Here is a 25,154-nt window from a genome sequence, read left to right on the forward strand (position 1 = left end):
GAAAAAGTAACTATATCGAACTAACTTCTCGTTTTTTTTCCTTTAAGCTTGGAAAGAATGAAAACAAAACCTATTTATACTAGAGGAATTCTCTCTTTAAAATGAAAAATCATAAATGATATAATAAACTTGAGTGAAAGTGCATGTTGGAAGTGTATGGATCGAAGGGGGTTTTTTTGAATGACGGTAAAAATCGTTAATAATATCACTGAATTGATAGGAGATACACCTGTTGTTAGGATTAATCATTTAACAGCGGAGGATGACGCTGAGGTATTCGTGAAACTTGAGTATTTCAATCCGAGCCGCAGTGTAAAAGATCGGGCTGCCTTCAATTTAATTAGGCAGGCAGAATTGGATGGTATCATTCAAGCCGGGGCTACGATCATAGAACCAACATCAGGGAATACAGGTATTGGGCTTGCCATGAATGCCGCGGCTAAGGGATATCGGGCGATTATGGTCATGCCGGATAATATGTCGAAAGAAAGAATCAATATATTAAAGGCATACGGAGCGGAAGTTGTCCTCACCCCTGCATCAGAGCGGATGCCGGGAGCCATTCGTAAAGCCGAGGAGCTCGCAGCAGAGATTCCTAATAGCTTTATTCCGCAGCAATTCGAAAACCAAGCCAATCCTGATATTCACAGAGTGACGACAGCAGTCGAGATTCTGGATCAGATGGATGGAGACCTGGATGTTTTTGTCGCTACTGCCGGAACGGGAGGAACGATAACCGGTACAGGTGAAGCCTTGAAAGAACATCTGCCGGATTTAAGGGTTGTCGTTGTCGAGCCTAAGGGTTCCCCAGTTCTTTCCGGAGGAAAGCCTGGTCCCCACAAGTTAGTGGGTACGAGCCCTGGTTTTATCCCTAGCATCTTAAATACAGAGGTATTTGATGAAATCGTTCAAGCGGCTGATGAAGATGCGATTTCCACCATGAAGGATATGGCTTCGAAGGAAGGGATATTGATTGGGCCTTCGGGAGGTGCCTCTGTCTGGACTGCCCTGCAGGAAGCCCGTCGTCTTGGAAGCGGAAAACGAGTATTATGCATTGCACCGGATAATGGTGAACGCTATTTAAGTATGGATATCTTTAATTGATGAAAAAGACCGAATGCCGTGAATGAAACAATGTTCACCATTCGGTCTTTTTCCTGTTGAATTTGCCCATACTGGATGATGACGTATTAAAATAATAATGTATGGGAAAGTATGTTCTGCTCATGTTAAAATTGAATATGAAATATTGAAAGAAATCGAGGTGACACTTTTGAGCGGTGTGAAGTTCATTCATGCGGCAGATCTCCATCTGGATAGTCCCTTTTCAGGGTTGAAGGATATGCCGTCATCTATATTAAAGGAATTAAGGGAAAGTCCGTTTAAAGCTTTTCAAACTATCATTAATGAGGCAATTACCCGTCAGGTTGACTTTATCGTGTTATCGGGGGATCTATTTGATGGGGAAAATCGGAGTCTCCGAACACAGGTCCGCTTTCGGACCGAGATGGAAAAACTCCAGCAACATCAAATCCCTGCCTATATCATTCATGGTAACCATGATCACCTTAGCGGCTCATGGATTACTGTGGGGCTGCCGGATAATGTCCACGTATTTTCAGGGCAAACCGAAATGAAACGATTTGAAAAAATCGATGGGACGACTGTCCACCTTTATGGATTCAGTTATCCGCGCCGTCAAGTAAGGGAGAGAATGATCGAAACCTACATAAAAGCTGAAGGGGCCGATTATCATATAGGTCTGCTTCATGGGAATTTGGAAGGCAATTCCGAACATAGCCCGTACGCCCCTTTTTCATTGAAGGAACTTGCTGCCAAAGATTTCGATTACTGGGCATTAGGCCATATTCATAAACATCAGGTTGTTTCGGAAGATCCGCTTGTGATATATCCAGGAAATATTCAAGGCAGGAACAGAAAGGAGTCAGGCGTCAAAGGGTGCATGCTTATAGAATTCGATGGGGACATGAAGCGCCATTCTTTTATTGAAACCTCTGAGGTGATATGGGAAAGCGAAACAATTGAATTATCTGCAGAAGGTGGATTTGATGCCCTGTTCAAGCAATGCAAGGAAGAAATTGAACGGAAGGGTTTCGATGGGAGAAGCTTTCTTTTGGAGTTGAAACTGGATGCAGGTGATGCAGCAGGAGTTTCCGGGGAATATCTTGAAGAATTGACCCGGATTTTGCAGGAAGAGGACCAAGGGGAATCATTTGTCTGGGTGTATAAAATCAAACTCATCCAGTCCATTCCTATGAATAGGTCAAATGAAAGTATATCGCCATTTCTGGCTGAGGTATCCAGGCTTGCTTCTGAATTTGATGATACGGAGGCTGCTCTTGCCCCGCTATACATTCATCCGGGAGCAAGAAGGTTTCTTGATTCAATAGAGCCGGATGAGAAGAGGGAACTGTTGGATGAAGCGGAAAGATGGCTTTTGCACGTTTTTGAAGCGAATAAATGAGTGTAGGGAGGAGGAACGGATTTGATTATTAAAGACCTCCATGTTTATGGTTACGGCAAACTGGAAAATCAGCGTTTTCCTGAATTGGGACAGCTGCAGATTTTCTTTGGGGAAAATGAATCGGGCAAGTCAACCCTCATGTCTTTCATTCATAGTATGCTGTTTGGTTTTCCGACAAAGGTTCAAATCGAACCGCGTTACGAGCCCAAAATGCATGCCAAATATGGGGGAAGGCTCAGCCTCATAACAAAAAAAGACGGGGAAATCGTTATTGAACGTGTGAAGGGAAAAGCTACTGGTGATGTGAAATTGACCTTCGAGGATGGAAGGGTCGGCGGCGAGGAAGAATTGAATGAGATTCTTCATGGCGTTGATAAAAACTATTACCAAGCCATTTTTTCTTTCGACCTTCAAGGTCTGCAGGGATTACATACACTAAGTGAAGGTACGATGAGTAAATATCTGCTTTCAGCCGGGCTGATCGGGAATGATAAACTTCTTGAAGCCGAAACGAAATTGCAAAAAGAGCTCGATTCAAGGTTCAAGCCATCAGGCCAAAAACCTTTACTGAATGTGAAAATGAAAGAACTTAAGGAATTGCAGAAAAAGGTGAAAGCATCTGAAGAAGAACAGCAGTCATATACGGCATTACTTCAGGAAGAAGCAAAACTTAAGGCGGAGCTCTCTAAAGTCACGGTGGATATTCAAGAGATTGAAGAAAATCTTGTTAACGTAAGTGCTTTTTTGCGAATTAAACCCTTGGTTGAAGAACAGGGGGAACTAGAGGCTGAAATAAGTAAAATTCCGGATGTGAATTTTCCTGTTGATGGTTTAAAAAGACTTGAACAGCTACAGGCAGTTGGTATCCCCATGAAAGCCCAACTTGCTGCATTGACTGAGAAAATGAACAAACTTGAGGGGAAACTCACGGAAATCAAAATCAATCCATTCATCAAGGAGCATAAAGAGCAAATTGAACATGCAATCGATCAAGGAACATTGTTGGAGAAGCTCGAGCTGGATATTAGAAAAGCGGAACACGAAAGGCTGTTGGAAGAAAAGAATATCGAAAAGGTGAAGCAGGAATTATTTTTGGATGTTTCTGATGAGGAAATAAGAAAACTGGATATCAGTACATTCATGAAGGAAAAGGTGAAAAGGGCCGAAAGGGAAAAGCATCAGCTCCAAAATGATAAAAAACAGCTCGATGAGAAATATGAACTGCAAAAGGGAAGTCTGGAAACGACAGAAGCCCGTTTGAAGGAGATTAAGGCCCAGTTACTGCCAGATGAAAAAAGAATCGAGCTGGAGTCCTTATACAACAAGCAGAATAACATCGAATTTGAAGCAGCACAATCCCTTATTCTTGATGAACAAATACTTGAACTTGAAAAGCAATTGGGATTACAGAGGAAGAAGGAAGCGGATAATCACAAACGTTCAAATATCATGAATGGCAGTTTAATAGTGCTACTATGTTTAGGTGCAATCGGAAGTTATTTCAGTGAACAGATTTTGTTGGGGGTGACACTTCTAGCCGTAGCTGTTCTGTTTGCGGTTTCCAGGTATCTCTTTAAAGGTGATGATATATCGTCCGGGTATATCAGGCAATTGGATGAGATGAAAAGGAAAAGGGCTGCAATTGGGAGTGAAACCAATAAAGGGAGTGAAGGAGAGTCGATGGGGAGGCTGCTTGAACTGGACCAACGTCTCCAAAGGCGCTTTGAAAGTGAAAGTTTCAAATATGAAGAAAGGGAGGAAGCGTTTGAATCGACGATTCAGGAGTATGCCGATTGGGAAGCTAGCAGGGACCGGTTGGATAAAGAATTGAGGAACATCTTAAGCGGTTGGGGTCTGTCTTATCCTGGAATGGAAATTAATCTTGAATCTGTATTTGAACTTCTTGAGAAATGGAAGGAAACCGTTGATAGAAAATATGAAACAATCAAGAGGCATGATTTTCTCCAGGCAGAATTTGAGAGTAAATCAAAGGCTTTATTTCATTTTGCAAATAGCCTTGATTTTGAAACATCCACATGGAGGGAAGCGATTGGCCAATTGAAACGGGAGTTGAATAAAGCGGTTGAATTCTCCGTTCAGTTAACGCAATGGATGCAGGAAAAAAGTCGTTTGACGAACGAAATCGAGCAGCTGACGATGGAAAATGGCTATCTTGATGCAGAAATGGAAATGCTTTTTAAGTTAGCGAAGGTCAAGGACGAGGAAGAATTCAGGCATGTCGCTGCATTGTCCGAAAAGAAATTCACCTTACAAAAGCAGCTTGATTTGATTACCATTCAAATTGGGCAATCCAGAATGCTGCCTGATCAAATCCAATCTTATTTAAAACAGGGGATCAATACTTATACATTTGAGAATTTAGAACAGAAACGGAAGGATTCTGTAAAGGTGAAATCCCTTTTGTTAGAGAAGCGGTCGGATGCGAAGCATAAGATAAAACAGCTTGAGGTTTCAGGGATTTATGATGATTTACTTCATCGTTTTCATGAAGAAAAAGCTGCTTTTAACGAAGAGGCGAAGGAATGGGCGAAATTGGCAATAGCCAAAAGCTTATTGAATAAAACATTGGACCGATATAAAAGGGAGCGCCTGCCGAAGGTGATCGCTGATGCCGAGCGGCATTTTTCCTTTTTAACGAATGGAAACTATCGGAAAATCATTCTTGATCAGTCGGGAGAAGGGATTTTGGTACAGCGCAGTGATGGTTTGAGTTTCAGGGTTGAAGAGGTCAGCCGCGGGACAGCTGAGCAAATTTATGTTTCCTTAAGGCTCGCACTTGCTGATCATACTTTTGAAAATGATTCATTCCCTCTCATCATTGATGATAGTTTCGTCAATTTTGATGCGGAAAGGACAAAACGGATGCTTGAGTTATTGAAAAAAGTTTCGGAAAAGCGGCAAATCTTATTTTTTACATGCCACCGATATATAATGGAGCACTTTAGTGAAAATCAAGTGATTCGTCTATCCAGCCCCGTATTGCGCCAAAATATGAATGATTTGATCATCCCCGAAATATAATGGGTCTTAAACTATAGATAAAGAGAGTGAAGTCATTGAATAGGAATGAGTTTGTAAGCCGCCATGATTCTTCTTTGGAGTTAATCATCGAAAAGGAGTTTCCTGGTAAACGATGTGTTGGGGGAAAATATTCTGCCATAGGTCATCGCATCACTTTATATGAGAGAGATATTGAAATTCAGTGTGAACGCTCCCTAGGCTCGCTTGCAAGGCTTGAGGAATATACATGGGTGATTCTCACACATGAGATGGGGCACGCATTAGACCCCGATCTTGCTGTGCTTAGTGAGGAGCTGCACCGTACAGGAAAATCAGAAATCCTTTATCAAATAGAGGTCAATGCATGGAATATTGCAGAAGGAATCATTCCTTTTATCGATCATGATTTATTTACCTTCATTAGGGATGAATCCCTGGAACATTGTACAAATCGCCTGCTTGTCGGTTAAAAGGCTCTCCATATGGAGGGCTTTTTTTATTTTCCGCTAAATGGAGTTTGGAAATTCCGATAGTGATTCGCAGAGGGGGAGAATGGACTATCGTTCGGAAGCTACAGGCAGTGATGAATGAAAGTATAATGTGCTGTTTTTTTTAGATTAATGTTTCCAAAGGAAGCTTCATATCTTTAAAGGAGCATTCACTTTAATGAATCATTTAAGAGGAATGGGACTTGGAGTTATGGTTTATATTCCTTTTTAAGATTGACAGTGAGAATCATTTTCATTAAAATGGTATTATTAGACTAAAAGGGGAGTATTTTAATGCGACCAGCTATTAACACTCAGTCTTTATCGCTCGGTTATGGTGATAAATTAATAATAAATGATATGAATATAGAAATACCCAAAGGGGAGATCACCGTATTCATCGGTGCTAATGGATGTGGAAAATCAACACTTCTAAGGTCTGTAGCCCGATTGTTAAAACCTCAATCCGGCTCGGTCTTGCTCGAAGGCAAAGCGATCTCAACCATGCCATCGAAGGATGTAGCGAGAAAGATGGCGATTCTTCCGCAATCCCCGGTTGCTCCTGAAGGGCTTACCGTCTATCAACTTGTTAAACAAGGAAGATATCCTTATCAAAGTTGGTTGAAACAGTGGAGTTCCGTGGATGAAGAAAAAGTTCAAAAGGCGATTGAAGCAACGAATCTGACCGATTTAAAGGATCAGGCAGTCGATGAATTATCGGGAGGGCAGAAGCAACGGGCATGGATAGCCATGACGCTTGCTCAGGATACTGATGTCATTTTGTTGGATGAACCGACTACATATCTTGATATGACCCATCAAATCGAGATTTTGGACTTATTGTTCGACTTGAATGAGTTTGAGAACCGAACGATCGTTATGGTGCTTCATGATTTGAATTTAGCTTGCCGTTATGCGGATAATCTGGTGGCACTTAAAAATGGGGCGATACATGCTCAAGGCCGGCCGGAGGATATCATCACGCCTGAATTGGTACAGCATGTATTCAGCATGGAATGTCAAATATCCTTTGATCCAATTTTCGGCAGTCCCATGTGCGTCCCGTTTGGTAAAGGGCGCTACGCACAAACTCAGATAAAAGCGCTGGCCAATGCATAACCTCACACCAGCCATTGAAAAAGAACTTCAGGGATACCGGATATCCTTTCGAGATGTAGCCCAAGTTTCCAAGACCTTCAATCATGCTGATGAGCTTATTCAGTATGCAAAAGCCCGGACTGGGGCGGAAACGTCAAGGATAGCCATTTCAATGTGGTTCAGACGCTATGCTTTTTTTGTCACGGCACAATTGTACATGTTAGGCAAACATCGGCTTATCTGGGAAGGTACACTTCAGGACTTTGGTGTTTTGGATGATCCGGAAGATGAGCATTGGCTCCCGAATTTTTTGCTGAAAACCAACAGGTGGAGCCATGTCACGGAAAAGGAAAGCCCTTCTGCCCTCCATTCCATATTGAACAGATTTGGTGCTGATGCCATTCGCTTCTTTTCCGGAACTGCTAAAATATCGAAACTAGTTCTCTGGGAAAATATTTGGAGCTATACGGTATGGATGTATAGTGAGTTATTGAAGCAAACTGATATAAAGACGCGAGTTGAAAAGGACATTGAAATGCTTCTTGAAGATGAGGTATGGCTTAATATTGAAACGCGTTCCCCCTTTAAACGATTCATTGGGGAAACAAGTGTTCCGGAGTCAATGAACCCTTATAAACGGGTGACATGCTGTTTATATTACCGAATTGATGGCCAGGAGAAGTGCGCGTATTGTCCGAACAAAAACTGTTGAAATAGATTTGATTGGAGAGCCAGGCTTGGGGTCAAGCCTGGTTTTCTTGTGGAGTGATAAGAGACGGCAAAGCTTTAGTTTTTCCTGTCCAATGTCTATCACTTATTAACGAAAACTAAACGCACTAACGAGATTGGTATGTTATAATGTTGATATTTAATTGAACGGAGGCAGTCGCATGGGAAATGGGATCATACACTACGGAATTGGTGAAGTAGTAGATATATATATGTACATTAAAACGAGTACAAAAGCGGTGGCAAGTAATGGAAAGCCTTTTTTAACATTGATTTTGTGCGATAAAACCGGCGAGATAGAGGCAAAGCTATGGGATGTTTCCGAGGCTGATGAGAAAACATACTGTGCGGAAGCAACAGTGAAAGTTCAAGGGGAAGTCCAGAATTATCGAGGACGCAGCCAATTGAAAATCCGTAATATTAGAATTACTTCAGATACTGACGGGGTCACGAAAGCCGATTTAATTCAAACGGCGCCTTTAAGTCAGGAAGAAATGATGGAAACCATCACTCAATTTATTTTTGAAATGAGGAATCCGAATATCCAAAGGGTGACTAGGCATCTCATAAAAAAATATCAGAATGAATTCCTGACGTTCCCTGCTGCCACCAAGAACCATCATGAGTATATGTCGGGACTGGCCTATCACGTTGTATCGATGCTAGGGCTGGCTAAGGCCATTTCAACCCTATATCCTTCCCTCAATAAGGATCTTTTGTATGCAGGGGTCATTCTGCATGACCTTGGAAAGGTGCATGAGCTATCTGGACCTGTTTCGACTGTTTATACAGTGGAAGGGAACTTGTTGGGGCATATCACCATCATGGTGAATGAAGTCGGTAAAGCTGCAGAGGAATTGGGCATTGAAGCGGAAGAAATCATGATTCTCAAGCACTTGATATTAAGCCACCATGGTAAAGCTGAGTGGGGCAGTCCCAAGCCGCCGATGGTTAGGGAAGCGGAAGTGCTGCATTATATTGATAATATGGATGCCAAGATAAATATGATGGACCGCGCCTTGGAAAAAGTGAAGCCGGGTGAATTTACGGAAAGAGTCTTCGCGCTCGATAATCGTTCATTCTATAAACCGACATTTTAATGAAATATGCTTCTTTCTCGATGGAGAAAGAAGCATATTTTTTTTTGTTCGAGCATATTCTCTAGTAAATGAATAGTAGATTTTTTGGGAGGGAAAGGACATGCCAATTTGGATTTGGTTCGTGTTTATTGGAATAATTGTCAGTGCAATCATGTCAATTTGGACAGCTAGGCAGGAACGCCTCATAGATGATGCTTGGATTGAAAAGGAAGGCCAGAAATACATTGACCGCATGGAAGAAGAGCGTGAGAGGCGTAAAAAGGATATAAATCAGGGAGCATAGCCCGAATGATGAAAAAAAGCGACAGGTAAAGTCCTGTCGCTTTTTACTATTCAATTATTTTTCAGCTTTGGCTGCGTCACCAGAAGTGATGGCATCTTTTAAATCTTTATCTTTAATCTTCACGTCCGCTTTTTTGACTTCTGAATTCAGAATGTCCTGAACTTTAGTTTGGTCAATTTGAGCGACTTTCAAATCATATTCAAGATCTTTTTTCATATCTTTGTATGATTCTTTTTCTTTTGTATCAAGAAGTTGGATGATGTGGTAGCCATAATCGGATTTAATCGGCTTGCTGATTTCATCTTTCTTCATTTTGTAAGCTTGCTCTTCAAATGCAGGAACCATTTCACCTTGTCCGAACCAGCCTAGCTCCCCGCCTTTTTCAGCTGTGCCTGTGTCCGTTGAATATTCTTTGGCAAGTTTGGCGAAGTCTTCACCTTTGTCCAATTTAGCTTTAACTTCATTGGCCGTTTTTTCATCTTTCACGAGAATATGTCTCGCTTTGATTTGTGGTTTATAGTCTTCATAAGCTTTTTTCACATCAGCTTCTTTAACTTTTATATCGGCAACGGCTGCTTTTTCTTGAAGCATGCCGATTTTAAGTGCACGTTTAAGATCAGCTTCGCTCTTATATCCGGAAGAGGCCAGGGCCGTTTCGAAATTTTCACCCATTTGCGCTTTAAGTTCGTCCGTTTTAGCTTTAACTTCTTTATCCGTTACTGTATATTTTTCAGAAAGAACTTTTTCATAAACAAGTTCTTGAAGAACGGTTTCACCATAACGGTCTTTCATTACATTGTAAAACTCTTCTTTCGTTATATCCCCCGCTTTAGTTTCCACGACTGCTTCCTTGTCGCTGTTGCATGCTGTAAGTCCGATCAGCCCTGCAGTAACAGCAATCGATAATGCCCACTTCTTCATAAAAACAACTCCTAGTTATAAGTTTCTGGTTTGCTATTTTTTCGTATTTCCACAAAATTAACTATAACATATTCTGGTTACTTTACAAAAAATAATATATTGGTGCATGAATAAGATTTTTTTGAAAAATGGGTGTACGCCTACCCGGATATAAATCCATTACATATGATAAATCGAGGATAACAAAAGGGGGTAGCATAATGGGTAATGGATTTAACGGAGGCTTCGCTTTGTTAGTGGTGTTATTCATTTTATTAATAATTGTAGGATCAGCCTGTTTCTAATCGGCTGCAAAATTACTAATGGAAAGAGCCCACTCCTTTTGCCATGGAGTTGAATAGGATAGGGTAGCCGCTCAACAAAAAGATTTAAGTGATTTTCAAGCTATGAAAGGAATGGATTCCTTTTGGCGGATTTAAGAGTGTGCATGAAATTACAATTACTTAAGAATGGAAGGGAGGAAGATCAATGTCTGGAGGAATAGGTGGAGGCTTTGCTCTAATTGTCGTTCTTTTCATCCTGTTAGTCATCATTGGAGCTTCTTGGTGCTAAACTCATAAACAAAAGGCGAAGCTTTTGCTTCGCCCTTTTTCTTTATGTGGATAATGCCCCGGGTATCACCAATGTATGTAACAAATGATGGACATCATTTGTTGCTCATCTCTACGTATACAAAATTTCAATATAGGAGGATAATAACATAATAGTAATTAATACATTAATGGTCCTGAATACTTTAGGCTGCCGGTCTTCAGCAATTTCCTTTTGAATGCATAAAGAGTTTGTCATTCTATTAATATTATAAAGGATCAAAATAGCAAAAATAATAAACCAGAACGAGATCAAAACCTAAAATCCCTCCTTGCAAAACATCATGTATAAATACGATACCAAATTATAATGAAAAAAGATACCTAAAAATCTTAGCAGTCATCATTATGAATGAATAAGGAATCACTTTTGAATAAGTATATCGTATCCTTCGAGATGTTCCTCGATAAAAGAATGCCTTGGGGAACCAACAAGGTTTTTTATATAAATAAAATCCGATACGCATAAGCCGGTGTGCAGGGATAATAAAATAGTGAAATAATGGATGTAATGCGGAAAACTAAGGGCACAACCAATCAAAGTGACAGACATAATGACGAAAGGCAACACAAGGGTCAAGAGATAAAGATGCTTTCGAATCGGATCATGCACATTGACTCTGCATGTCAACACCAGGTTCCACTTCAAGGACCATGAAGTTTTCACTTTTTTACATAATAATAGTAAAGGTAAATAGTGTAATAGTTTGTGAACAGGATATAATAAGAGCAATAGGCTAAAAAATACCATTGTTTGATCGCCATACAAAATAACATGTGTTGAAAAGACACTTAATAATGTATAGATCAGAACAAAAGACATCAATATAGTAAAAACTGAAAAAAAGAGCAGACGGCAATTCCCATATTGTTTTGCCACGTCAATTGTTTTCCACGAATTCATTTCGAAATCAGCCCTCCAAAGCTGTTGAATATACTTACATACATTACGATGAATGGGTGGAAAAAGCAATGGAATTCTTGGATTATGTTTAAGAAGAAATCACTTTGGTGAGTAAGCATGCAATGGGCAGGTTCTGAAATGGAGATCAGGCGGATTACCGAGTGTGAAAAATCAAAAATTGGTTATAAGTCTTTTATGTTAAATTGAATGATTGAATGGGGATTAGTGATGTATGAAAAATATAAATGAAGAAATGGAAATACTCCGTTTTCATCAACGGCTTTTATTAAACCTTATACGCAATCCGGAGGCCAAGTTGGACTATCTATTTGTGGAAAAAAATTTCACGAAGAAGGAAGCGGAAGAATTATTGGAAACATGTGATATCTTGAGCAAACGCTATGAAATAGAAAAAGCGGAAGGGTATATGAACTTTCGACCGCTTTTTAATCAATTTGAAAGAAAGGTTAATCCAAAAATAACTACAAAGGAATGCATTGATGCATGCATCTCACAAGGTTTATATGTATCATTCATGAAGGAAATGGATAGAGTATGAGATTAAACTGGCTCAGTTTCTTTCTCTATCTTTTTTTTGATTTTACCCTCCACGTCCGTAAACTCCTGATCGATGTTATCGAAGGATCGTTCAAAGATTTGCATGAAGTCTTCACCGTATATATTTCGGATGATGGCCATCATTTCAATCATATCCGGAAACTTGCCATAAAGCTCACGCAATGGAAGTGCACCCGAGAAAGCGGAGTTCTTACTTGGGTCGTATGTCTCCATTAAATCAAGGAGAATTTTTTCACCTTCCGCTGTGATCTCTATATACGTATTCCTTTTGTCATTTTCCTTTTTTGAAAATGTTAAGTATCCGCGTTCCTCTAATTTTTTTGAAAAGTTAAATGCGGTAGAAACATGCATGACCCCAAATTTTGCAACATCTGAAATGGAAGATCCATTAAGATGGTAAGCAATCCAAAGAATATGGTGCTCATTGATGTTTAAATCATAGGGCTTGATCCATTGCTGCCAATCTTTTTCAATCGATTTCCATAATGCTTTGCTTAATTGTGCAATTCGTTGACTAAAAATCATTGCTTCTTTCATAGAATAATTTTTATTCTGCATATTATGGGCTCACCTACTTATAAGATTCTATATATTTATTATGACAATAAAATAAAAATTAATAAAGAAAAATATTTGCAAAATTTTTAGAAAATTTTAGTTTTTTAATGAATTCTCCATTCTTCTCCAATAAATCATGTAATTTACTGGGAAAAATGGAGAATCAAGATTGTGTGACGATGTCAGCTATTTTTAGAAGTAGGGGCGGCCGCTTCCAATTCTTTCAATGAATTTTCAATTTCCTGAACGTTCTTCAATAATTCATTCTTATTGGGTTCGATTTCCCGCTTCCAGTTCTCGATGACGACCTGAACATCCGAAATGAATGTTTTTACCGTTTCTTTGCTGATTTGTGAAGCTTCCATCGTGTCATCTTTAATATTCTGCATTTTTACCTTTAATTCATCAATTGTAGCCTTAATTTCGTCGGTATTCGTCTTGATGCGGGTCCGTAGGTCTTTACCTGAACTTGGTGTCGAAAGTAAGGTTGCCGCACCAGCTACTACTGTTCCGGTCAAAAAGCCAATTAGTAATGATTTTGCTTTCATTAGGATCACCTCATTTTATAATATGTTTTCGCTTTCCATGGTCTTAATCCCTGCTGCATCAATTGGAAATTATGATAAATAGGGAGAGAAATACTATTGATATCAAAATACCATAATTTTCATCCTTATGGAAGAGAATCGACCATTTTATCTTTATATCACAAAAATATTTTTTTAAACTTAGAGAGTAAATATATAATATTTAAAAATAACTTGAAGCTTTAATAATAATGCTTCATATAAAGGGAAGAGCGGCATATAGATAATAAAAACAAGCTGTCGGAACTTGGATGGCACTGGTGGGTTAATAATGAAAATCATTTTTTTATTAGGCCTGGTATGTCTGTGCGGAATGGGGTATTTTCTAAGGCAAGCTAAATCTCCTGGCATCTATCCGCCTAGGAGGGTGCTCCAGGCTAGAGCCTTCGCTATGGGTCTCCCCGGGGTTTTACTGCTTTTCATTTGGTTTATGTGGATATTGATTCATTGACCATTGGAGGATGATTCTGACTAGAATTCCAGATTCATATGATTGGAAAAAAAAGCACCGGACTCTCCGGTGCTTTTTTAGGTATGATGATCCTGCTGCTTAAGCATTAATGGGTATATTTGATTTTCTTACGATGCCGTTCACAATTGGATAAATGATGACCATCGCAACTGTATTTAACAATACGGCAGGAAGCACAACAGCTCCGAAAAGTGCAACGAAAGGCCCTGGAAGGGAAACGATATAATAAGCCGAACCAAGGAAGACAGCGCCGGAAATCAATGTTCCAACGGCAGTCAAGATACTGACGGTGACAACGGATGTTGAAAACTTCTTTAGACTGATGAATAAAAGGTAAAACAGAAAGGCTGTTGCCAATTTGTCTATGATATTTGGGATCTGTCCTGCTGGAAATGTAGTTGTCATGGCAGAGATGGCTCCTGCTGCCAGGGCGACAATGAATACATTCTTCTTAGCGGGAAACAGGGTAATCGCCAAAAACATCATCAACAGCATCATATCCGGTTTCATTCCAAGGAAGAATCCAGGTATGATAAAATGCAGGGCAGCCCCAATCCCGATTAATAGGGACAGTGACACAAGGGTTTTCGTTTTCATTTACTCATCTCTCCTATTCTCATCTCAACTAACAGCTTTTCTTCAACAATGCACTATTGCTTGTTGCAAGAAGTTTAAAATAGTATATCATAAGACCTATTTTTTTAGAAGTTATATTTGTTTGAATTAAAGAGTTTGTGCTTCCTTCGCTTTATACGATTCCTGGAATTTCTTCATGAAATCAGCAAGGTCCTGGCAATGGGATAGAGGGATCGCATTATAGATGGATGCTCTGCAGCCGCCGATGGAACGGTGACCGTTCAGTCCTACGAATCCGGCTTCCTTCACTTCTTTAAGGAATTGCACTTCAGCTTCTTCAGACGGAAGCGTGAACGTTACGTTCATTAATGAACGGCTGTCCGGTAGGGCATGGCCTTTATAAAAACCATCACTGCCGTCGATGGCATCGTAAATGACTTTTGCTTTTTCTTCGTTGATTTCAGCAATCTTTTCCACTCCGCCCTGATCTTTTGCCCAATCCAGCACAAGGGACAATAAGTAAATGGCCAATGTCGGAGGAGTGTTGTATAAAGAATTATTTTTCGAATGGATCGAATAGTTCATCATGGATGGGATTTTGTCATTATCCGTTATTAAATCTTTACGGATGATAACGACTGTGATTCCCGACGGACCTAGATTCTTTTGTGCACCAGCATAGATGATGCCGAATTTACTAATATCAATCTTTTTGCTGAGAATATCACTCGACATATCGGCTACTAGAGGAATGTTGCCTGTTTCCGGGAAATCCTTCCACTGTGTTCCGTAAATCGTATTATTGCTTGTGATATGAAGATAGGCAGCATCGTCATTCAATTTGATATCTTCCACTTTAGGGATGAACGTATATTTTTCATCTTTGGATGAAGCGACTACGGCCGTTTCACCAACCTTTTTGGCTTCTTTTAATGCTTTTTCCGACCAAGAACCAGTGAGGACATAATCTGCCCTTTTTCCATCTTTCAAAATGTTCATGGGAATCATGGAAAATTGTAGACTTGCCCCTCCTTGCAGCAGGAGAACTTCATAATTTTCAGGAATTTCCATAAGTTCTTTTAATGATTGAATGGCATGGTTATGAATCTTTTCGAATTCGGAACTTCTATGGCTTAATTCCATGACAGACATACCGGAATCCTCAATATTCAACCATTCGTTTTGGGCTCTTTGTAAAACTTCTAAAGGAAGGGCGGCTGGCCCAGCGTTAAAATTACGTGCACGTTTCAATTTTTTTCCTCCTATGCGACTATGTGATAAAGTATTTGAGACTATTCATATATCCTACCAGAAAACTAAATTCAATTGGAGGAAAATTTAGAATTTTAAATCCGTTTTTTAATAACAGACCAAAGTAAAAAGGTCCTGCACTTTAAAGTGAGGACCAACTCGGGATCATTTTTTCAAGCAACGAAAGGAGAAAGAAACCTTCTTAACAGGCTATTGCAGTCTCATTGTATATGCTGTGCAATGGAGTCAGCGATTTGTTTCAGGTCATCCGGTGTATAGTCGCTGGTATTTGTTTTCCAAACTGCACCAAAGCCGTCACCTTCCCCATGCCGAGGAATTAAATGCATATGAAAATGGAAAACGGACTGCCCTGCAGCTTCACCGTTATTATTTAAAAGGTTCAGGCCTACAGGTTGGAATTCCTGCTTCATGGCGCGGGCAATTTCCGGCACCACTTCAAAAAGGTTCTTGGCAATCTCTGGTGTCAACTCATAAAGATTTTCCTTATGTACTTTAGGTATTACCAGCGTATGGCCTTTCGTTACTTGACTGATATCGAGAAAGGCCAAAACATGTTCATTTTCGAAAACTTTACTACTTGGAATTTCCCCATCGATTATTTTGCAAAAAATGCAATCACTCATGAATAACGCTCCTTTAAAAGTTAATGTATTTGGTTAATCGTACCATAGCTTGAATCGTTGAGAAAAGGAAAAATATAAAAACAGGATGCAACATTAAGTTGCACCCTGCCTGTCGAAAAAGGGGGTTTTGCTTCAAAATTCGCATTAGCATAAATTCTCTGCGACAAACACCTCATCTACATTGTAGTAAAATATGGTTATTATCTAAATAGAGATTTTCCATTCAAAGCAACCATCTCCTATATCTTTAAAGTTTCATCAACTTTTAAAGCATAATTGATAATTATTGAATGATTTTTCTGCTTTTACGTGCAAGAGAACCATCTCCTTGCTCGAAACGATTTTTGTTATGAAGCTTCTGGTTTAATTCAGTTTATACGTCTTTAACTGACACCTCATTTACAATATGATGTAAATCATTTGTAATAAACCTAATGGGTATTTCAGTATAATACGTCTTTAACTGACACCTCATTTACAATATGATGTGAATCACACGTAATGACTAACCCCTTCTTCCTTAATTATGATGGCCATCAAGCAGGAAAAATATAATTAGTTATTTATGGAAATTTTGTTCCGGAACACTCGACTATATAAAAGCAGGAGAATTTGATAAAATGGAAATAAGAACCTCTATATAGAAAGGATCGTTTATATGTCCTTATTGGAAATAAAGCAGTTAGTGGGCGGATACACGAAAACGCCCGTTTTAAAAGGAATAAGTTTTGACATTCAGCCAAATGAGCTGGTTGGGTTAATTGGGCTTAATGGGGCTGGGAAAAGTACGACGATTAAACATATCATCGGACTAATGGAGCCGAAAGGCGGAAGCGTCTCGATTCATGGTAAAACACTAGCTCAGGACCCGGATACATATCGAAAACAATTCACTTATGTTCCAGAAACGCCCATTTTGTATGATGAGCTTACACTTGAGGAGCATTTAAAGCTTACAGCCATGGCACATGGTTTGGCGGAAGCCACATTTAAAGAAAGGATGGACGTTCTGTTAAAGGAATTCCATATGGAGAAAAGGCTTAAATGGTTCCCGGCCCATTTTTCAAAGGGAATGAAGCAAAAGGTCATGATAATGTGCGCCTTTTTAGTTCAGCCGTCTTTATATATCGTCGATGAACCCTTCGTAGGTCTTGATCCACTAGGCATTCAATCCCTGCTTGATTTGATGAGGAAGATGAAAGAGAGCGGAGCGGGAATTTTAATGTCTACACACATTCTGGCGACAGCCGAGAGGTATTGTGATTCTTTCATCATACTGCATAATGGAGAGATTCGGGCGAAAGGCAATCTTGAGCAGCTTCGTGAACAATTTTCCATGCCAGGGGCAACTCTGGACGATTTATATATCCAATTGACGAAAGAAGAAATCGGTCATGAATAGTCAAAATCTCTGGAAGGAAAGATATTTAGGCTATATAAATGAAACGCAAAAATATCTTCGTTATATTTTTAATGGCCATCTTGTTTTTGTCATGGTTTTGGTTCTGGGTGGGTTGGCTTATTATTACAGTGATTGGGTGAAGACGTTAAACAATGATTTTCCTGCTGCATTGATCATGGCCTTTGTTTTATCGATCATTGTAACCAGAAGCCCGATAAATACTTTCTTGAAAGAACCCGATACGGTATTCCTGCTTCCGCTTGAAACGAAGTTGAGAAGTTATTTCAAGAATTCATTGATATTAAGCTGGGCCATGCAGGGCTTTATTCTTCTGGTTGTCCTGATTGCATCGATACCGATGTATGCGAAGGTTACGGGTGCAGGAGGTAAGGACCTTGGAATCATCCTGGCCGTTTTGCTTATTTTGAAGTTTTTGAATTTGACCATGCGCTGGCTGGTATTGAAATATCAGGATACATCAGTGAGCCATTGGGACTCTCTCATCCGCTTTTTACTTAATGATGTGATTCTTTATTTCATCTGTTCAAGGGCAAATATACTGTTTGCACTTATAACCTTCTTATTATTGTTAGCACTTTACATGTATTACCGAAGCGCGACTAAAGGTTTCGTGTTAAAGTGGGAACGGCTGGTGGAACTGGAAAACAAACGGATGAATTCCTTCTATCGAATAGCGAACATGTTTACTGATGTTCCTCATTTAAAAGGGAAGGTAGCGAGAAGGAAATGGATGGACTGGCTATTAGCACTCATTCCGTATGGTGATAAGTCAACTTATACCTATCTTTACGCCCGTACCCTTCTGCGATCCAATGATTATGTGGGACTTTGTTTTCGTTTAACGATCATGGGATCCGTGATTTTAAGTGTATTCACTAACATATTTGCACATTTGATTGTTACGTTCATGTTCTTATTCATGACAGCCCTGCAACTGCTGCCGGTTTGGAAGGCACATGAGTGGAAAGTATGGGTCTCATTGTATCCATTGCCAGCAAAAATGAGAGAATCTGCAGTAATAAAACTAATTTCCTATTTCCTATTATTTGAGGACCTTGTCTTCAGTTTGGTCCTGCTAGTGAAAGGGGAATGGATGTCCGCTTTAGCCGCCTTGGCAATGGGGCTTGTTTTCATATTCGGTTTTAAAATTTATGCTACAAAGAAAATAAAAAACTTTTAAGCAGAAGCTGATTTTTCATAAAATCAGCTTTTTCTTTATTAATGTTAAAGTTGATTTCAGAAATTCGCACCCTTTCCGCCGACGGTCTGCCAAGCCTCCTCGACGCAAGCCTCCTCGACGCAAGCGTCTGTGGGGTCCCGGCTAGCCAGTTTTTCGGCAGGGTGCCGCAAATTTCTTCCATCCGTTAAGGATGACAGTAAAAATATCAAGGATCACCTATTCTAAAATTTGGTTCGAAATGGACCAGTCTGGAGTGGAAAACAATATTGGATACTTTTACAACCCCCAAAAAACGTTTTAGTTATTTTATTCTTTTAAGAAGTGAAAATTGAAACTAAAAGCCTCATAGGGGGTATATACATATTTAACGGAGGTGTTGAATAATGGATGAATATGAACAAAAGGCATTATCTGAACTAGTATCATGGAAAAAGAAAGTAGCCAAGAAACCCGGCAGGCTTGAGCGGATGTCCAAAAAGGCGCAAATCAAATTGAATAGTTATATTCCAGACCGAGTGCACAAAGTAATTACTGATAGTATTAAAGGGATGATAGAGGCCGTATTATCAGGTTCTAAATATATGTCTAAAGAAAAAAATGTAGTGCTCCTAACCTTGCAGCAAAAAGAAGAGTGGGTTGCGGAAACTGTAACGGCATATCGGAAAACGGCCGTTATAGAAGGTGTGGGAACCGGAGCGGCAGGGCTTTTAATTGGATTGGCTGATTTCCCATTACTGCTTAGCATCAAGATGAAATTATTATTCGAACTATCCCGTATATACGGTTTCGATCCAAATAAATATGAGGAACGTTTATTCATTCTCCATATCTTCCAGATGGCATTTTCAAGCGAGGAGAAGAAATTTGAAACATTACGGGTAATAGAGGAATGGGATTCAGGGAAATGGCCGGAAATAGACTGGCAAGAATTTCAGCAGGAATATCGCGATCACATAGATGTCATCAAAATGTTCCAGCTCGTTCCAGGTATTGGGGCAGCTGTCGGTGGATATGCCAACCATCATTTGTTGGAACATCTTGGGGAAACGGCTGTCCATTGTTTCCGAATCAGACTTCTTAAACAGTAAGGGACGGGGATAACCCGTCCCTTCACTATTACCGCAATAAAGATTCATTAACCATTTGGGATGATTGTTTTTTATTGTGATAGGTCACCGCTGCAGTGCCTAATATTTTGGCTGCAATGAGCATCGCATTTTCATCAATGTCAAACAAAGGATGATGATGTGGATATGTATGTTCATTTTTCGGCCTGGCTCCCGTAAAGAAGAATGTACCTTTTACATTTTGTAAATAATAAGAAAAATCTTCACCTGTCATATCCGGGTCAATTTCCTCTGTAACCAAAACTTCCTTGACTGACTTAGTACTTTCGATGAGGAATTTAGTTTCCTCGACATGTGGAATAACTGCTGGATAGCCTTGAAAGTATTGATATTCATAGGTACAGTCCGCAGCTATGCAGGTTCCTTTAACAATCCGCTCCATTTCTTCGCTAATGAATGAACGGACATCTTCCTTGAATGTACGGACGGTCCCGATTATTTTAGCCTTATCTGCAATGACGTTAAAGGCATTATCTGCTACAAAGGATCCGACGGTAATGACTGCCGAATCTATTGGGTTTAGGCGGCGGCTTACGATTTGCTGCAGGGCCATGACGAGCTGAGAGCCGACTAAGATTGCATCACGGGTTTTATGCGGCTGGGCTCCATGCCCGCCCTGCCCTTGAATGGTGATTTCAAAACGGTCAGCAGCGGCCATAAGGGGTCCATAAGCGTATTGGACTGTTCCGGTTGGGGCCGTTGCCCATAAATGGGTGCCGAAAATTACATCCACTCCATCAAGGCAGCCAGCCTCAATCATCGGTTTGGCACCCCCTGGAGCATATTCTTCAGCATGCTGGTGGATAAATATATATTCACCTTCGAGCTCATCCTTCAGTTCATTCAGGTTTTTAGCAAGGACAAGGAGTGTCGCTGTATGGCCATCGTGTCCACACGCATGCATGACCCCGGGTACGGAAGATTTATAGTGAACTTCTTTTTCATCTTGAATGGGTAAGGCGTCGAAATCAGCGCGCAATGCTACGGTTTTACCAGGCTTACTGCCTGTGACCTTGGCGATAACACCATTACCGCCTACATTCGTCCGGTGTTCGATTCCAAGTTTTTCATAATATCCAGCGATGAAGGCCGCCGTTTGGGTTTCTTGAAAAGAAAGCTCGGGGTGTTGATGAAGATAACGCCTGATGGAAACCATTTCTTCATATGAACCATCCAGAAGATCGTGTAATCGCTGTATCATTTTGCACCTCCCAATGATTGGATTAATTGTAAGTAGTATATCATATTCTGAATGATCCAAAGTGTATTAAATACCTTCAGGAGAGATATATAATGATTAAATATTTCTGGATTGCTTTGGTTTTGCTTTGCGTGTTGCTATTCTTTTTTTGGTGCATGAAGTCCAAAGGGAGGAGGCTTTAGCGTTCGATACATATATTACGGAACTTTTTTCCGTAGGGGAAAATACTTTTTCGCTCACTTTCTTCAAGTCCATTACCTATCTTGGGAAATCCAAATTCATTGGTTTTGGAAGCATATTATGTGTTCTATATTTGTGGATAATGAAGAAGGACTATTGGAACATGGCCGTCTTCTCTATCGGAATTGATGAGGGTGATGTGTTAAACGGGTGGATAAAAAATTATGTTAAAAGAGTGCGCCCTGAAAATCAAAGCATCTAGATCCCAGGAATTTATACAATTTAAACAAGATTAAACTATATGCCGCCCCTAATGCAAAACCTGCCAAGATATTAGTTGGAAAGTGAACTTTCATAACGATCCTGCTGACACCGATCAGCAGGACCAGACAAACGAAACCAATTCCCATTGCCCATTTCAATGAGTTTCCTTTAATTTCATTCATGATTAAATAAGCTACCATACTGAAGAAAATAATGCCCACCATTGCGTGGCCACTTGATCTGATGAAATATATGTAAATATCGGTTGCATTTCCCCGGAAATAAAGAAGGAATTTGTCGGATTGTTATAGGGTTATATGATTTTTAGCGTCCAAATAACGTTCTGCATTACTATGAAGGGGCCCATCCTTTAGGATGGGCCTCTTATTAAGCATTTAATAGTCTATTCCTCAGAATCTTTCACCAATGTATACTGCGTTACAAAGGCTTCACCTGAAAACAACTTCTGGCTGGAATTCGTAACAGGAGGTTTGGAGTCACTGTTATGCGCCTGCTGGAATGAACTGGATTTCTTCCAGTTCATAAAGTCCGATTGTTTTTCCCAAATCGTTAAGATTACATATGTTTCAGAGTTGATTGGACGCAGGATACGAAGGGCAACGAAGCCTGGTTCATTTTCAATGAATCCGGCCCTGTTTTTAAAACGGTGTTCAAATACCGGCCGTCCTTCCTCACTGACAGGGATATTGTTCATGACCACATATCCATGATCTTGAAGAGTTCCCTTCCCATCGACTACCTCATATTTTCGTGGCGAGCTGAAGAGCGTTTTACCTGTAGTTTCATGTAAAAGGACTGTGTTTTGAGCATTCTGCATAAGTAATATTTTTTCATTCGGGTGTTTATCTTTTTTTAATTTCAAAAAATCATAAGTACCTGAAGTGATGAATACATTCATAAATTCCCCTCCAATTTCTATATAGTACCTGTATACCCATTTTACCCAATGAATAGAGCTTTTACCATTTCCAAACTAACCATTAAGCTGGCAAACCGGTAAGATACATTTATAAAAGTCGATTTTTTGACAAATATATTATAGAAAAAGCTATAGTTTAAGGAGATTCGATTTGAAATTCAACATCCTTCTGATATTCTATGTAGGTAATGAATAAAAATAGAAACGTGATTGCTTGAAAGGTGGATATTAATGTCTAAGGAAATTACGAATGATACATTTTTAAAAGCTGCAAGAGGAGAGGAAACGGATCATGTGCCTGTTTGGTATATGCGTCAGGCTGGCCGTTCACAGCCGGAATACCGTAAATTGAAAGAGAAGTACTCACTTTTTGAAATTACTCATCAGCCGGAATTATGCGCTTATGTAACTAGATTGCCAGTTGAGCAATATGATGTAGACGCTGCGATTTTATATAAAGATATAATGACACCGCTACCAGCCATTGGTGTCGATGTTGAGATTAAGTCCGGAATCGGTCCAGTCATAGCCAATCCGATCCAATCGGTGACAGATGTTGAAAAATTAGGTGAATTGAACCCAGAGAAAGACATCCCATATGTGTTGGACACGATTAAATTATTGACCACGGAGCAATTGTCCGTTCCTTTGATCGGTTTCTCAGGGGCTCCTTTCACCATTGCTTCATACATGATTGAAGGCGGCCCCTCCAAAAACTACAATAAGACGAAAGCTTTCATGTATTCCGAGCCAAAGGCCTGGTTTGCATTAATGGATAAGTTAGCGGATATGATCATCATCTATGTCAAGTCGCAAATCAAAGCCGGCGTCAAAGCCATCCAAATCTTTGATTCCTGGGTGGGTGCTTTGAATGTTGAAGATTACCGCGTATTCATCAAGCCGATCATGACTCGTATCTTTTCATCATTGCGTGAAGAAAATGTACCGCTAATCATGTTCGGGGTCGGCGCAAGTCACTTGGCACTTGAGTGGAATGATCTTCCGATTGATGTAGTCGGGCTTGATTGGAGACTGCCAATTACAGAAGCAAGACAAATGGGAATCCAGAAAACGGTACAAGGTAATCTAGATCCTGCCCTGCTATTATCATCATGGGATGTTATAGAAGAACGGACGAAAAGGATCCTCGATCAGGGCATGGAGCAGGACGGCTACATCTTTAACCTTGGTCATGGGGTTTTCCCTTCCGTAAATCCGGAAACACTGAAGAGGCTGACCGCTTTCATTCATGAATATTCATCAAAAATGAAGTAAGGTGAGCGAACCATTTGCTAAAACTCCTTAATTGGATGCACAATAAAAGAACGAAATCTTTAAAAGAGGTGTAACTTCATGTCAAGAAAAAAAATGGGCCTTTTAGTCATGGCTTATGGTACTCCATACACTGAAGAGGATATTGAAAGGTATTATACACATATTCGTCATGGGAGACGGCCAAGCGACGAATTGATTGCCGACCTAAAGGGCAGATATGAAGCGATCGGTGGATTATCCCCGCTTGCAAAAATAACGGCAGGACAAGCTGAAGCGCTTGAAAAGAAATTGAATTCCGTTCAGGAGGAAGTTGAATTCAAGGCATATCTTGGCCTGAAGCATATTGAACCTTTTGTTGAAGACGCAGTGAAACAAATGCATGAAGATGGAATCAAAGAAGCGGTCAGTATCGTATTGGCACCGCATTTTTCAACATTCAGCGTGAAGTCTTATAATGGACGTGCCCAGGATGAAGCCGCTAAATTGGGGGATCTGACCATCACTTCCGTTGAAAGCTGGTATGATGAGCCAAAATTCATCCAATATTGGGTAGACCAGGTAAAAGAAGTGATTGGGAAAATGACCTCGGAAGAACGCGATAATTTCGCTTTGATTGTGTCGGCACATAGCCTCCCGGAAAAAATCTTGCAATCGGGAGATCCGTATCCAAATCAACTGAAAGAAACGGCAGACATGATCGCTGAAGGCGCAGGGGTTACCAATTATGCAGTAGGCTGGCAAAGCGCTGGACAAACTCCTGAACCATGGTTGGGACCCGATGTACAGGATTTAACCAGAGATCTTCATCAAGCAAAAGGTTATAAAGCTTTCATATATATTCCTGTCGGCTTTGTTGCCGAGCACCTTGAAGTCCTCTATGATAACGATTATGAATGTAAGGTTGTGACGGAAGAGATTGGCGCAGGCTACTATAGGCCGGATATGCCCAATGTTAAACCTGAATTCATCGATGCTTTGGCCACGATCATTTTAAACAGATTACAGGAAAAATGATCAGTCAATAGGGGAAAATTAGTTTAACCATGCTTGCTATGTGCTATACATATTTTCATTTGAAGTTATGTTATTCACTGGAAAGCGACGCTGCCTTTGGCCTTGCAGATTTAAATAAATATGTATTTTCGAAAAGTGGCTGTCCAGTAACGGGGATGGCCATTGTTTCTCTTGGGAATTGAAAATATAATTGAAAAAACTGAAAATTTTTGGTATGATATCGTTGAACATAATGACTGTTTTGTTCGTCTGGTCAGAATTGAG

At 40.1% G+C, this 25,154-nt stretch carries 27 protein-coding genes; 16 read left to right on the top strand and 11 right to left on the bottom strand.

Translation table 11 applies throughout. The features are described from left to right. Window positions 1-180: 180 nt before the first annotated feature. The 8 genes from cysK to ACJ9PY_RS05830 all read left to right on the top strand — a co-directional run bounded on the left by cysK (window position 181) and on the right by ACJ9PY_RS05830 (window position 9,204). Window positions 181-1,104 carry a cysteine synthase A gene (gene cysK / locus ACJ9PY_RS05795; protein WP_034314721.1) on the top strand — a complete coding sequence of 308 codons (924 nt, stop codon included), beginning with the start codon at window positions 181-183 and terminating at the stop codon, window positions 1,102-1,104. A gap of 178 nt (window positions 1,105-1,282) precedes the next feature. Further along, window positions 1,283-2,485: a metallophosphoesterase family protein gene (locus tag ACJ9PY_RS05800; protein ID WP_411740242.1), complete on the top strand. Its 1,203-nt coding sequence runs from the start codon at window positions 1,283-1,285 to the stop codon at window positions 2,483-2,485. 21 nt (window positions 2,486-2,506) lie between these two features. Further along, window positions 2,507-5,527 carry an AAA family ATPase gene (locus tag ACJ9PY_RS05805; protein WP_411739640.1) on the top strand — a complete coding sequence of 1,007 codons (3,021 nt, stop codon included), beginning with the start codon at window positions 2,507-2,509 and terminating at the stop codon, window positions 5,525-5,527. Between the two features lie 35 nt (window positions 5,528-5,562). After that, complete coding sequence (locus ACJ9PY_RS05810) at window positions 5,563-5,976, top strand: hypothetical protein (protein ID WP_034314717.1); 414 nt, start codon at window positions 5,563-5,565, stop codon at window positions 5,974-5,976. Window positions 5,977-6,288: 312 nt separating this feature from the next. Continuing rightward, window positions 6,289-7,113 carry an ABC transporter ATP-binding protein gene (locus ACJ9PY_RS05815; protein WP_053534077.1) on the top strand — a complete coding sequence of 275 codons (825 nt, stop codon included), beginning with the start codon at window positions 6,289-6,291 and terminating at the stop codon, window positions 7,111-7,113. Continuing rightward, window positions 7,106-7,804, top strand: coding sequence for a (2Fe-2S)-binding protein (locus ACJ9PY_RS05820; RefSeq protein ID WP_411739641.1), 699 nt, complete (start codon window positions 7,106-7,108; stop codon window positions 7,802-7,804). The genes ACJ9PY_RS05815 and ACJ9PY_RS05820 overlap by 8 nt, the downstream gene beginning before the upstream one ends. 178 nt (window positions 7,805-7,982) lie before the next feature. After that, on the top strand, window positions 7,983-8,921 hold the full coding sequence (yhaM, locus tag ACJ9PY_RS05825) for a 3'-5' exoribonuclease YhaM (protein ID WP_034314712.1): 939 nt from the start codon (window positions 7,983-7,985) through the stop codon (window positions 8,919-8,921). Between the two features lie 100 nt (window positions 8,922-9,021). Beyond that, on the top strand, window positions 9,022-9,204 hold the full coding sequence (locus ACJ9PY_RS05830; RefSeq protein WP_057275795.1) for a sporulation YhaL family protein: 183 nt from the start codon (window positions 9,022-9,024) through the stop codon (window positions 9,202-9,204). A 54-nt stretch (window positions 9,205-9,258) separates the two neighbouring features. On the opposite strand, the gene ACJ9PY_RS05835 is transcribed toward ACJ9PY_RS05830, so the two are convergent. Beyond that, the gene (locus tag ACJ9PY_RS05835) at window positions 9,259-10,125 is read right to left on the bottom strand and encodes a peptidylprolyl isomerase (protein WP_057275796.1); all 867 of its coding nucleotides are present in this window, start codon (window positions 10,123-10,125) and stop codon (window positions 9,259-9,261) included. Between the two features lie 200 nt (window positions 10,126-10,325). Between ACJ9PY_RS05835 and ACJ9PY_RS05840 the strand changes: the two genes are divergently transcribed. After that, window positions 10,326-10,409: a YjcZ family sporulation protein gene (locus ACJ9PY_RS05840; RefSeq protein ID WP_141242671.1), complete on the top strand. Its 84-nt coding sequence runs from the start codon at window positions 10,326-10,328 to the stop codon at window positions 10,407-10,409. 184 nt (window positions 10,410-10,593) lie between these two features. Then, window positions 10,594-10,677, top strand: a complete 84-nt coding sequence (locus ACJ9PY_RS05845; RefSeq protein ID WP_057275797.1) for a YjcZ family sporulation protein — start codon at window positions 10,594-10,596, stop codon at window positions 10,675-10,677. Window positions 10,678-10,788: 111 nt separating this feature from the next. On the opposite strand, the gene ACJ9PY_RS05850 is transcribed toward ACJ9PY_RS05845, so the two are convergent. Both ACJ9PY_RS05850 and ACJ9PY_RS05855 read right to left on the bottom strand, forming a co-directional pair. Continuing rightward, complete coding sequence (locus ACJ9PY_RS05850; RefSeq protein ID WP_034314696.1) at window positions 10,789-10,971, bottom strand: hypothetical protein; 183 nt, start codon at window positions 10,969-10,971, stop codon at window positions 10,789-10,791. Between the two features lie 108 nt (window positions 10,972-11,079). Further along, on the bottom strand, window positions 11,080-11,619 hold the full coding sequence (locus ACJ9PY_RS05855) for a DUF3267 domain-containing protein (RefSeq protein WP_411739642.1): 540 nt from the start codon (window positions 11,617-11,619) through the stop codon (window positions 11,080-11,082). Between the two features lie 232 nt (window positions 11,620-11,851). Here ACJ9PY_RS05855 and ACJ9PY_RS05860 point away from each other — a divergent pair, with 232 nt between their 5' ends. After that, window positions 11,852-12,178: a DUF1878 family protein gene (locus ACJ9PY_RS05860; RefSeq protein ID WP_053534080.1), complete on the top strand. Its 327-nt coding sequence runs from the start codon at window positions 11,852-11,854 to the stop codon at window positions 12,176-12,178. A gap of 2 nt (window positions 12,179-12,180) precedes the next feature. Here ACJ9PY_RS05860 and ACJ9PY_RS05865 read toward each other — a convergent pair whose 3' ends face one another. The 5 genes from ACJ9PY_RS05865 to ACJ9PY_RS05885 form a co-directional block, all read right to left on the bottom strand. Continuing rightward, on the bottom strand, window positions 12,181-12,756 hold the full coding sequence (locus ACJ9PY_RS05865) for an HTH-type transcriptional regulator Hpr (protein WP_411739643.1): 576 nt from the start codon (window positions 12,754-12,756) through the stop codon (window positions 12,181-12,183). 182 nt (window positions 12,757-12,938) lie between these two features. Then, the gene (locus ACJ9PY_RS05870) at window positions 12,939-13,304 is read right to left on the bottom strand and encodes a YtxH domain-containing protein (RefSeq protein ID WP_057275799.1); all 366 of its coding nucleotides are present in this window, start codon (window positions 13,302-13,304) and stop codon (window positions 12,939-12,941) included. A 589-nt stretch (window positions 13,305-13,893) separates the two neighbouring features. Continuing rightward, on the bottom strand, window positions 13,894-14,412 hold the full coding sequence (locus ACJ9PY_RS05875) for a tryptophan transporter (RefSeq protein WP_063577111.1): 519 nt from the start codon (window positions 14,410-14,412) through the stop codon (window positions 13,894-13,896). 126 nt (window positions 14,413-14,538) lie between these two features. Then, on the bottom strand, window positions 14,539-15,642 hold the full coding sequence (gene serC / locus ACJ9PY_RS05880; protein WP_187050599.1) for a 3-phosphoserine/phosphohydroxythreonine transaminase: 1,104 nt from the start codon (window positions 15,640-15,642) through the stop codon (window positions 14,539-14,541). Between the two features lie 221 nt (window positions 15,643-15,863). Next, window positions 15,864-16,286: an HIT family protein gene (locus ACJ9PY_RS05885; protein ID WP_057275801.1), complete on the bottom strand. Its 423-nt coding sequence runs from the start codon at window positions 16,284-16,286 to the stop codon at window positions 15,864-15,866. 658 nt (window positions 16,287-16,944) lie between these two features. On the opposite strand from ACJ9PY_RS05885, the gene ACJ9PY_RS05890 reads away from it, so the two are divergent. The 3 genes from ACJ9PY_RS05890 (at window position 16,945) to ACJ9PY_RS05900 (ending at window position 19,977) form a co-directional block, all read left to right on the top strand. Continuing rightward, on the top strand, window positions 16,945-17,688 hold the full coding sequence (locus ACJ9PY_RS05890) for an ABC transporter ATP-binding protein (protein ID WP_048677969.1): 744 nt from the start codon (window positions 16,945-16,947) through the stop codon (window positions 17,686-17,688). After that, window positions 17,681-18,889 (top strand): ABC transporter permease, encoded by a 1,209-nt coding sequence (locus ACJ9PY_RS05895; RefSeq protein ID WP_411739644.1) that lies wholly within the window; start codon window positions 17,681-17,683, stop codon window positions 18,887-18,889. Before ACJ9PY_RS05890 ends, ACJ9PY_RS05895 begins: the two co-directional genes overlap by 8 nt. 383 nt (window positions 18,890-19,272) lie before the next feature. Further along, window positions 19,273-19,977, top strand: a complete 705-nt coding sequence (locus tag ACJ9PY_RS05900) for an EcsC family protein (protein ID WP_411739645.1) — start codon at window positions 19,273-19,275, stop codon at window positions 19,975-19,977. 28 nt (window positions 19,978-20,005) lie between these two features. On the opposite strand, the gene ACJ9PY_RS05905 is transcribed toward ACJ9PY_RS05900, so the two are convergent. The 3 genes from ACJ9PY_RS05905 to ACJ9PY_RS05915 all read right to left on the bottom strand — a co-directional run bounded on the left by ACJ9PY_RS05905 (window position 20,006) and on the right by ACJ9PY_RS05915 (window position 22,580). Next, window positions 20,006-21,217, bottom strand: a complete 1,212-nt coding sequence (locus tag ACJ9PY_RS05905; protein ID WP_098864182.1) for a M20 family metallopeptidase — start codon at window positions 21,215-21,217, stop codon at window positions 20,006-20,008. A 407-nt stretch (window positions 21,218-21,624) separates the two neighbouring features. Beyond that, window positions 21,625-21,921 (bottom strand): phosphatase PAP2 family protein, encoded by a 297-nt coding sequence (locus tag ACJ9PY_RS05910; RefSeq protein ID WP_411740243.1) that lies wholly within the window; start codon window positions 21,919-21,921, stop codon window positions 21,625-21,627. A 143-nt stretch (window positions 21,922-22,064) separates the two neighbouring features. Further along, the gene (locus ACJ9PY_RS05915; protein WP_057275807.1) at window positions 22,065-22,580 is read right to left on the bottom strand and encodes an antibiotic biosynthesis monooxygenase family protein; all 516 of its coding nucleotides are present in this window, start codon (window positions 22,578-22,580) and stop codon (window positions 22,065-22,067) included. A 252-nt stretch (window positions 22,581-22,832) separates the two neighbouring features. Between ACJ9PY_RS05915 and hemE the strand changes: the two genes are divergently transcribed. Both hemE and hemH read left to right on the top strand, forming a co-directional pair. Further along, window positions 22,833-23,876: a uroporphyrinogen decarboxylase gene (gene hemE, locus ACJ9PY_RS05920; RefSeq protein WP_411739646.1), complete on the top strand. Its 1,044-nt coding sequence runs from the start codon at window positions 22,833-22,835 to the stop codon at window positions 23,874-23,876. Between the two features lie 78 nt (window positions 23,877-23,954). Continuing rightward, the gene (gene hemH, locus ACJ9PY_RS05925) at window positions 23,955-24,890 is read left to right on the top strand and encodes a ferrochelatase (protein WP_034314663.1); all 936 of its coding nucleotides are present in this window, start codon (window positions 23,955-23,957) and stop codon (window positions 24,888-24,890) included. Window positions 24,891-25,154: the final 264 nt, after the last annotated feature.

Origin of the sequence: Peribacillus sp. S4, assembly GCF_046715815.1 — a bacterium.
Classification (GTDB): Bacteria; Bacillota; Bacilli; order Bacillales; family DSM-1321; genus Peribacillus; species Peribacillus frigoritolerans.

Bases quoted from the DNA above. Each gene is read 5' to 3' on its own strand.
- cysK (WP_034314721.1), top strand. From the start codon at position 181: ATGACGGTAAAAATCGTTAATAATATCACTGAATTGATAGGAGATACA.
- ACJ9PY_RS05815 (WP_053534077.1), top strand. From the start codon at position 6,289: ATGCGACCAGCTATTAACACTCAGTCTTTATCGCTCGGTTATGGTGAT.
- ACJ9PY_RS05820 (WP_411739641.1), top strand. From the start codon at position 7,106: ATGCATAACCTCACACCAGCCATTGAAAAAGAACTTCAGGGATACCGG.
- yhaM (WP_034314712.1), top strand. From the start codon at position 7,983: ATGGGAAATGGGATCATACACTACGGAATTGGTGAAGTAGTAGATATA.
- ACJ9PY_RS05830 (WP_057275795.1), top strand. From the start codon at position 9,022: ATGCCAATTTGGATTTGGTTCGTGTTTATTGGAATAATTGTCAGTGCA.
- ACJ9PY_RS05835 (WP_057275796.1), bottom strand. From the start codon at position 10,125: ATGAAGAAGTGGGCATTATCGATTGCTGTTACTGCAGGGCTGATCGGA.
- ACJ9PY_RS05840 (WP_141242671.1), top strand. From the start codon at position 10,326: ATGGGTAATGGATTTAACGGAGGCTTCGCTTTGTTAGTGGTGTTATTC.
- ACJ9PY_RS05845 (WP_057275797.1), top strand. From the start codon at position 10,594: ATGTCTGGAGGAATAGGTGGAGGCTTTGCTCTAATTGTCGTTCTTTTC.
- ACJ9PY_RS05855 (WP_411739642.1), bottom strand. From the start codon at position 11,619: ATGAATTCGTGGAAAACAATTGACGTGGCAAAACAATATGGGAATTGC.
- ACJ9PY_RS05860 (WP_053534080.1), top strand. From the start codon at position 11,852: ATGAAAAATATAAATGAAGAAATGGAAATACTCCGTTTTCATCAACGG.
- ACJ9PY_RS05865 (WP_411739643.1), bottom strand. From the start codon at position 12,756: ATGCAGAATAAAAATTATTCTATGAAAGAAGCAATGATTTTTAGTCAA.
- ACJ9PY_RS05870 (WP_057275799.1), bottom strand. From the start codon at position 13,304: ATGAAAGCAAAATCATTACTAATTGGCTTTTTGACCGGAACAGTAGTA.
- ACJ9PY_RS05875 (WP_063577111.1), bottom strand. From the start codon at position 14,412: ATGAAAACGAAAACCCTTGTGTCACTGTCCCTATTAATCGGGATTGGG.
- ACJ9PY_RS05885 (WP_057275801.1), bottom strand. From the start codon at position 16,286: ATGAGTGATTGCATTTTTTGCAAAATAATCGATGGGGAAATTCCAAGT.
- ACJ9PY_RS05890 (WP_048677969.1), top strand. From the start codon at position 16,945: ATGTCCTTATTGGAAATAAAGCAGTTAGTGGGCGGATACACGAAAACG.
- ACJ9PY_RS05895 (WP_411739644.1), top strand. From the start codon at position 17,681: ATGAATAGTCAAAATCTCTGGAAGGAAAGATATTTAGGCTATATAAAT.
- ACJ9PY_RS05900 (WP_411739645.1), top strand. From the start codon at position 19,273: ATGGATGAATATGAACAAAAGGCATTATCTGAACTAGTATCATGGAAA.
- ACJ9PY_RS05905 (WP_098864182.1), bottom strand. From the start codon at position 21,217: ATGATACAGCGATTACACGATCTTCTGGATGGTTCATATGAAGAAATG.
- ACJ9PY_RS05915 (WP_057275807.1), bottom strand. From the start codon at position 22,580: ATGAATGTATTCATCACTTCAGGTACTTATGATTTTTTGAAATTAAAA.
- hemE (WP_411739646.1), top strand. From the start codon at position 22,833: ATGTCTAAGGAAATTACGAATGATACATTTTTAAAAGCTGCAAGAGGA.
- hemH (WP_034314663.1), top strand. From the start codon at position 23,955: ATGTCAAGAAAAAAAATGGGCCTTTTAGTCATGGCTTATGGTACTCCA.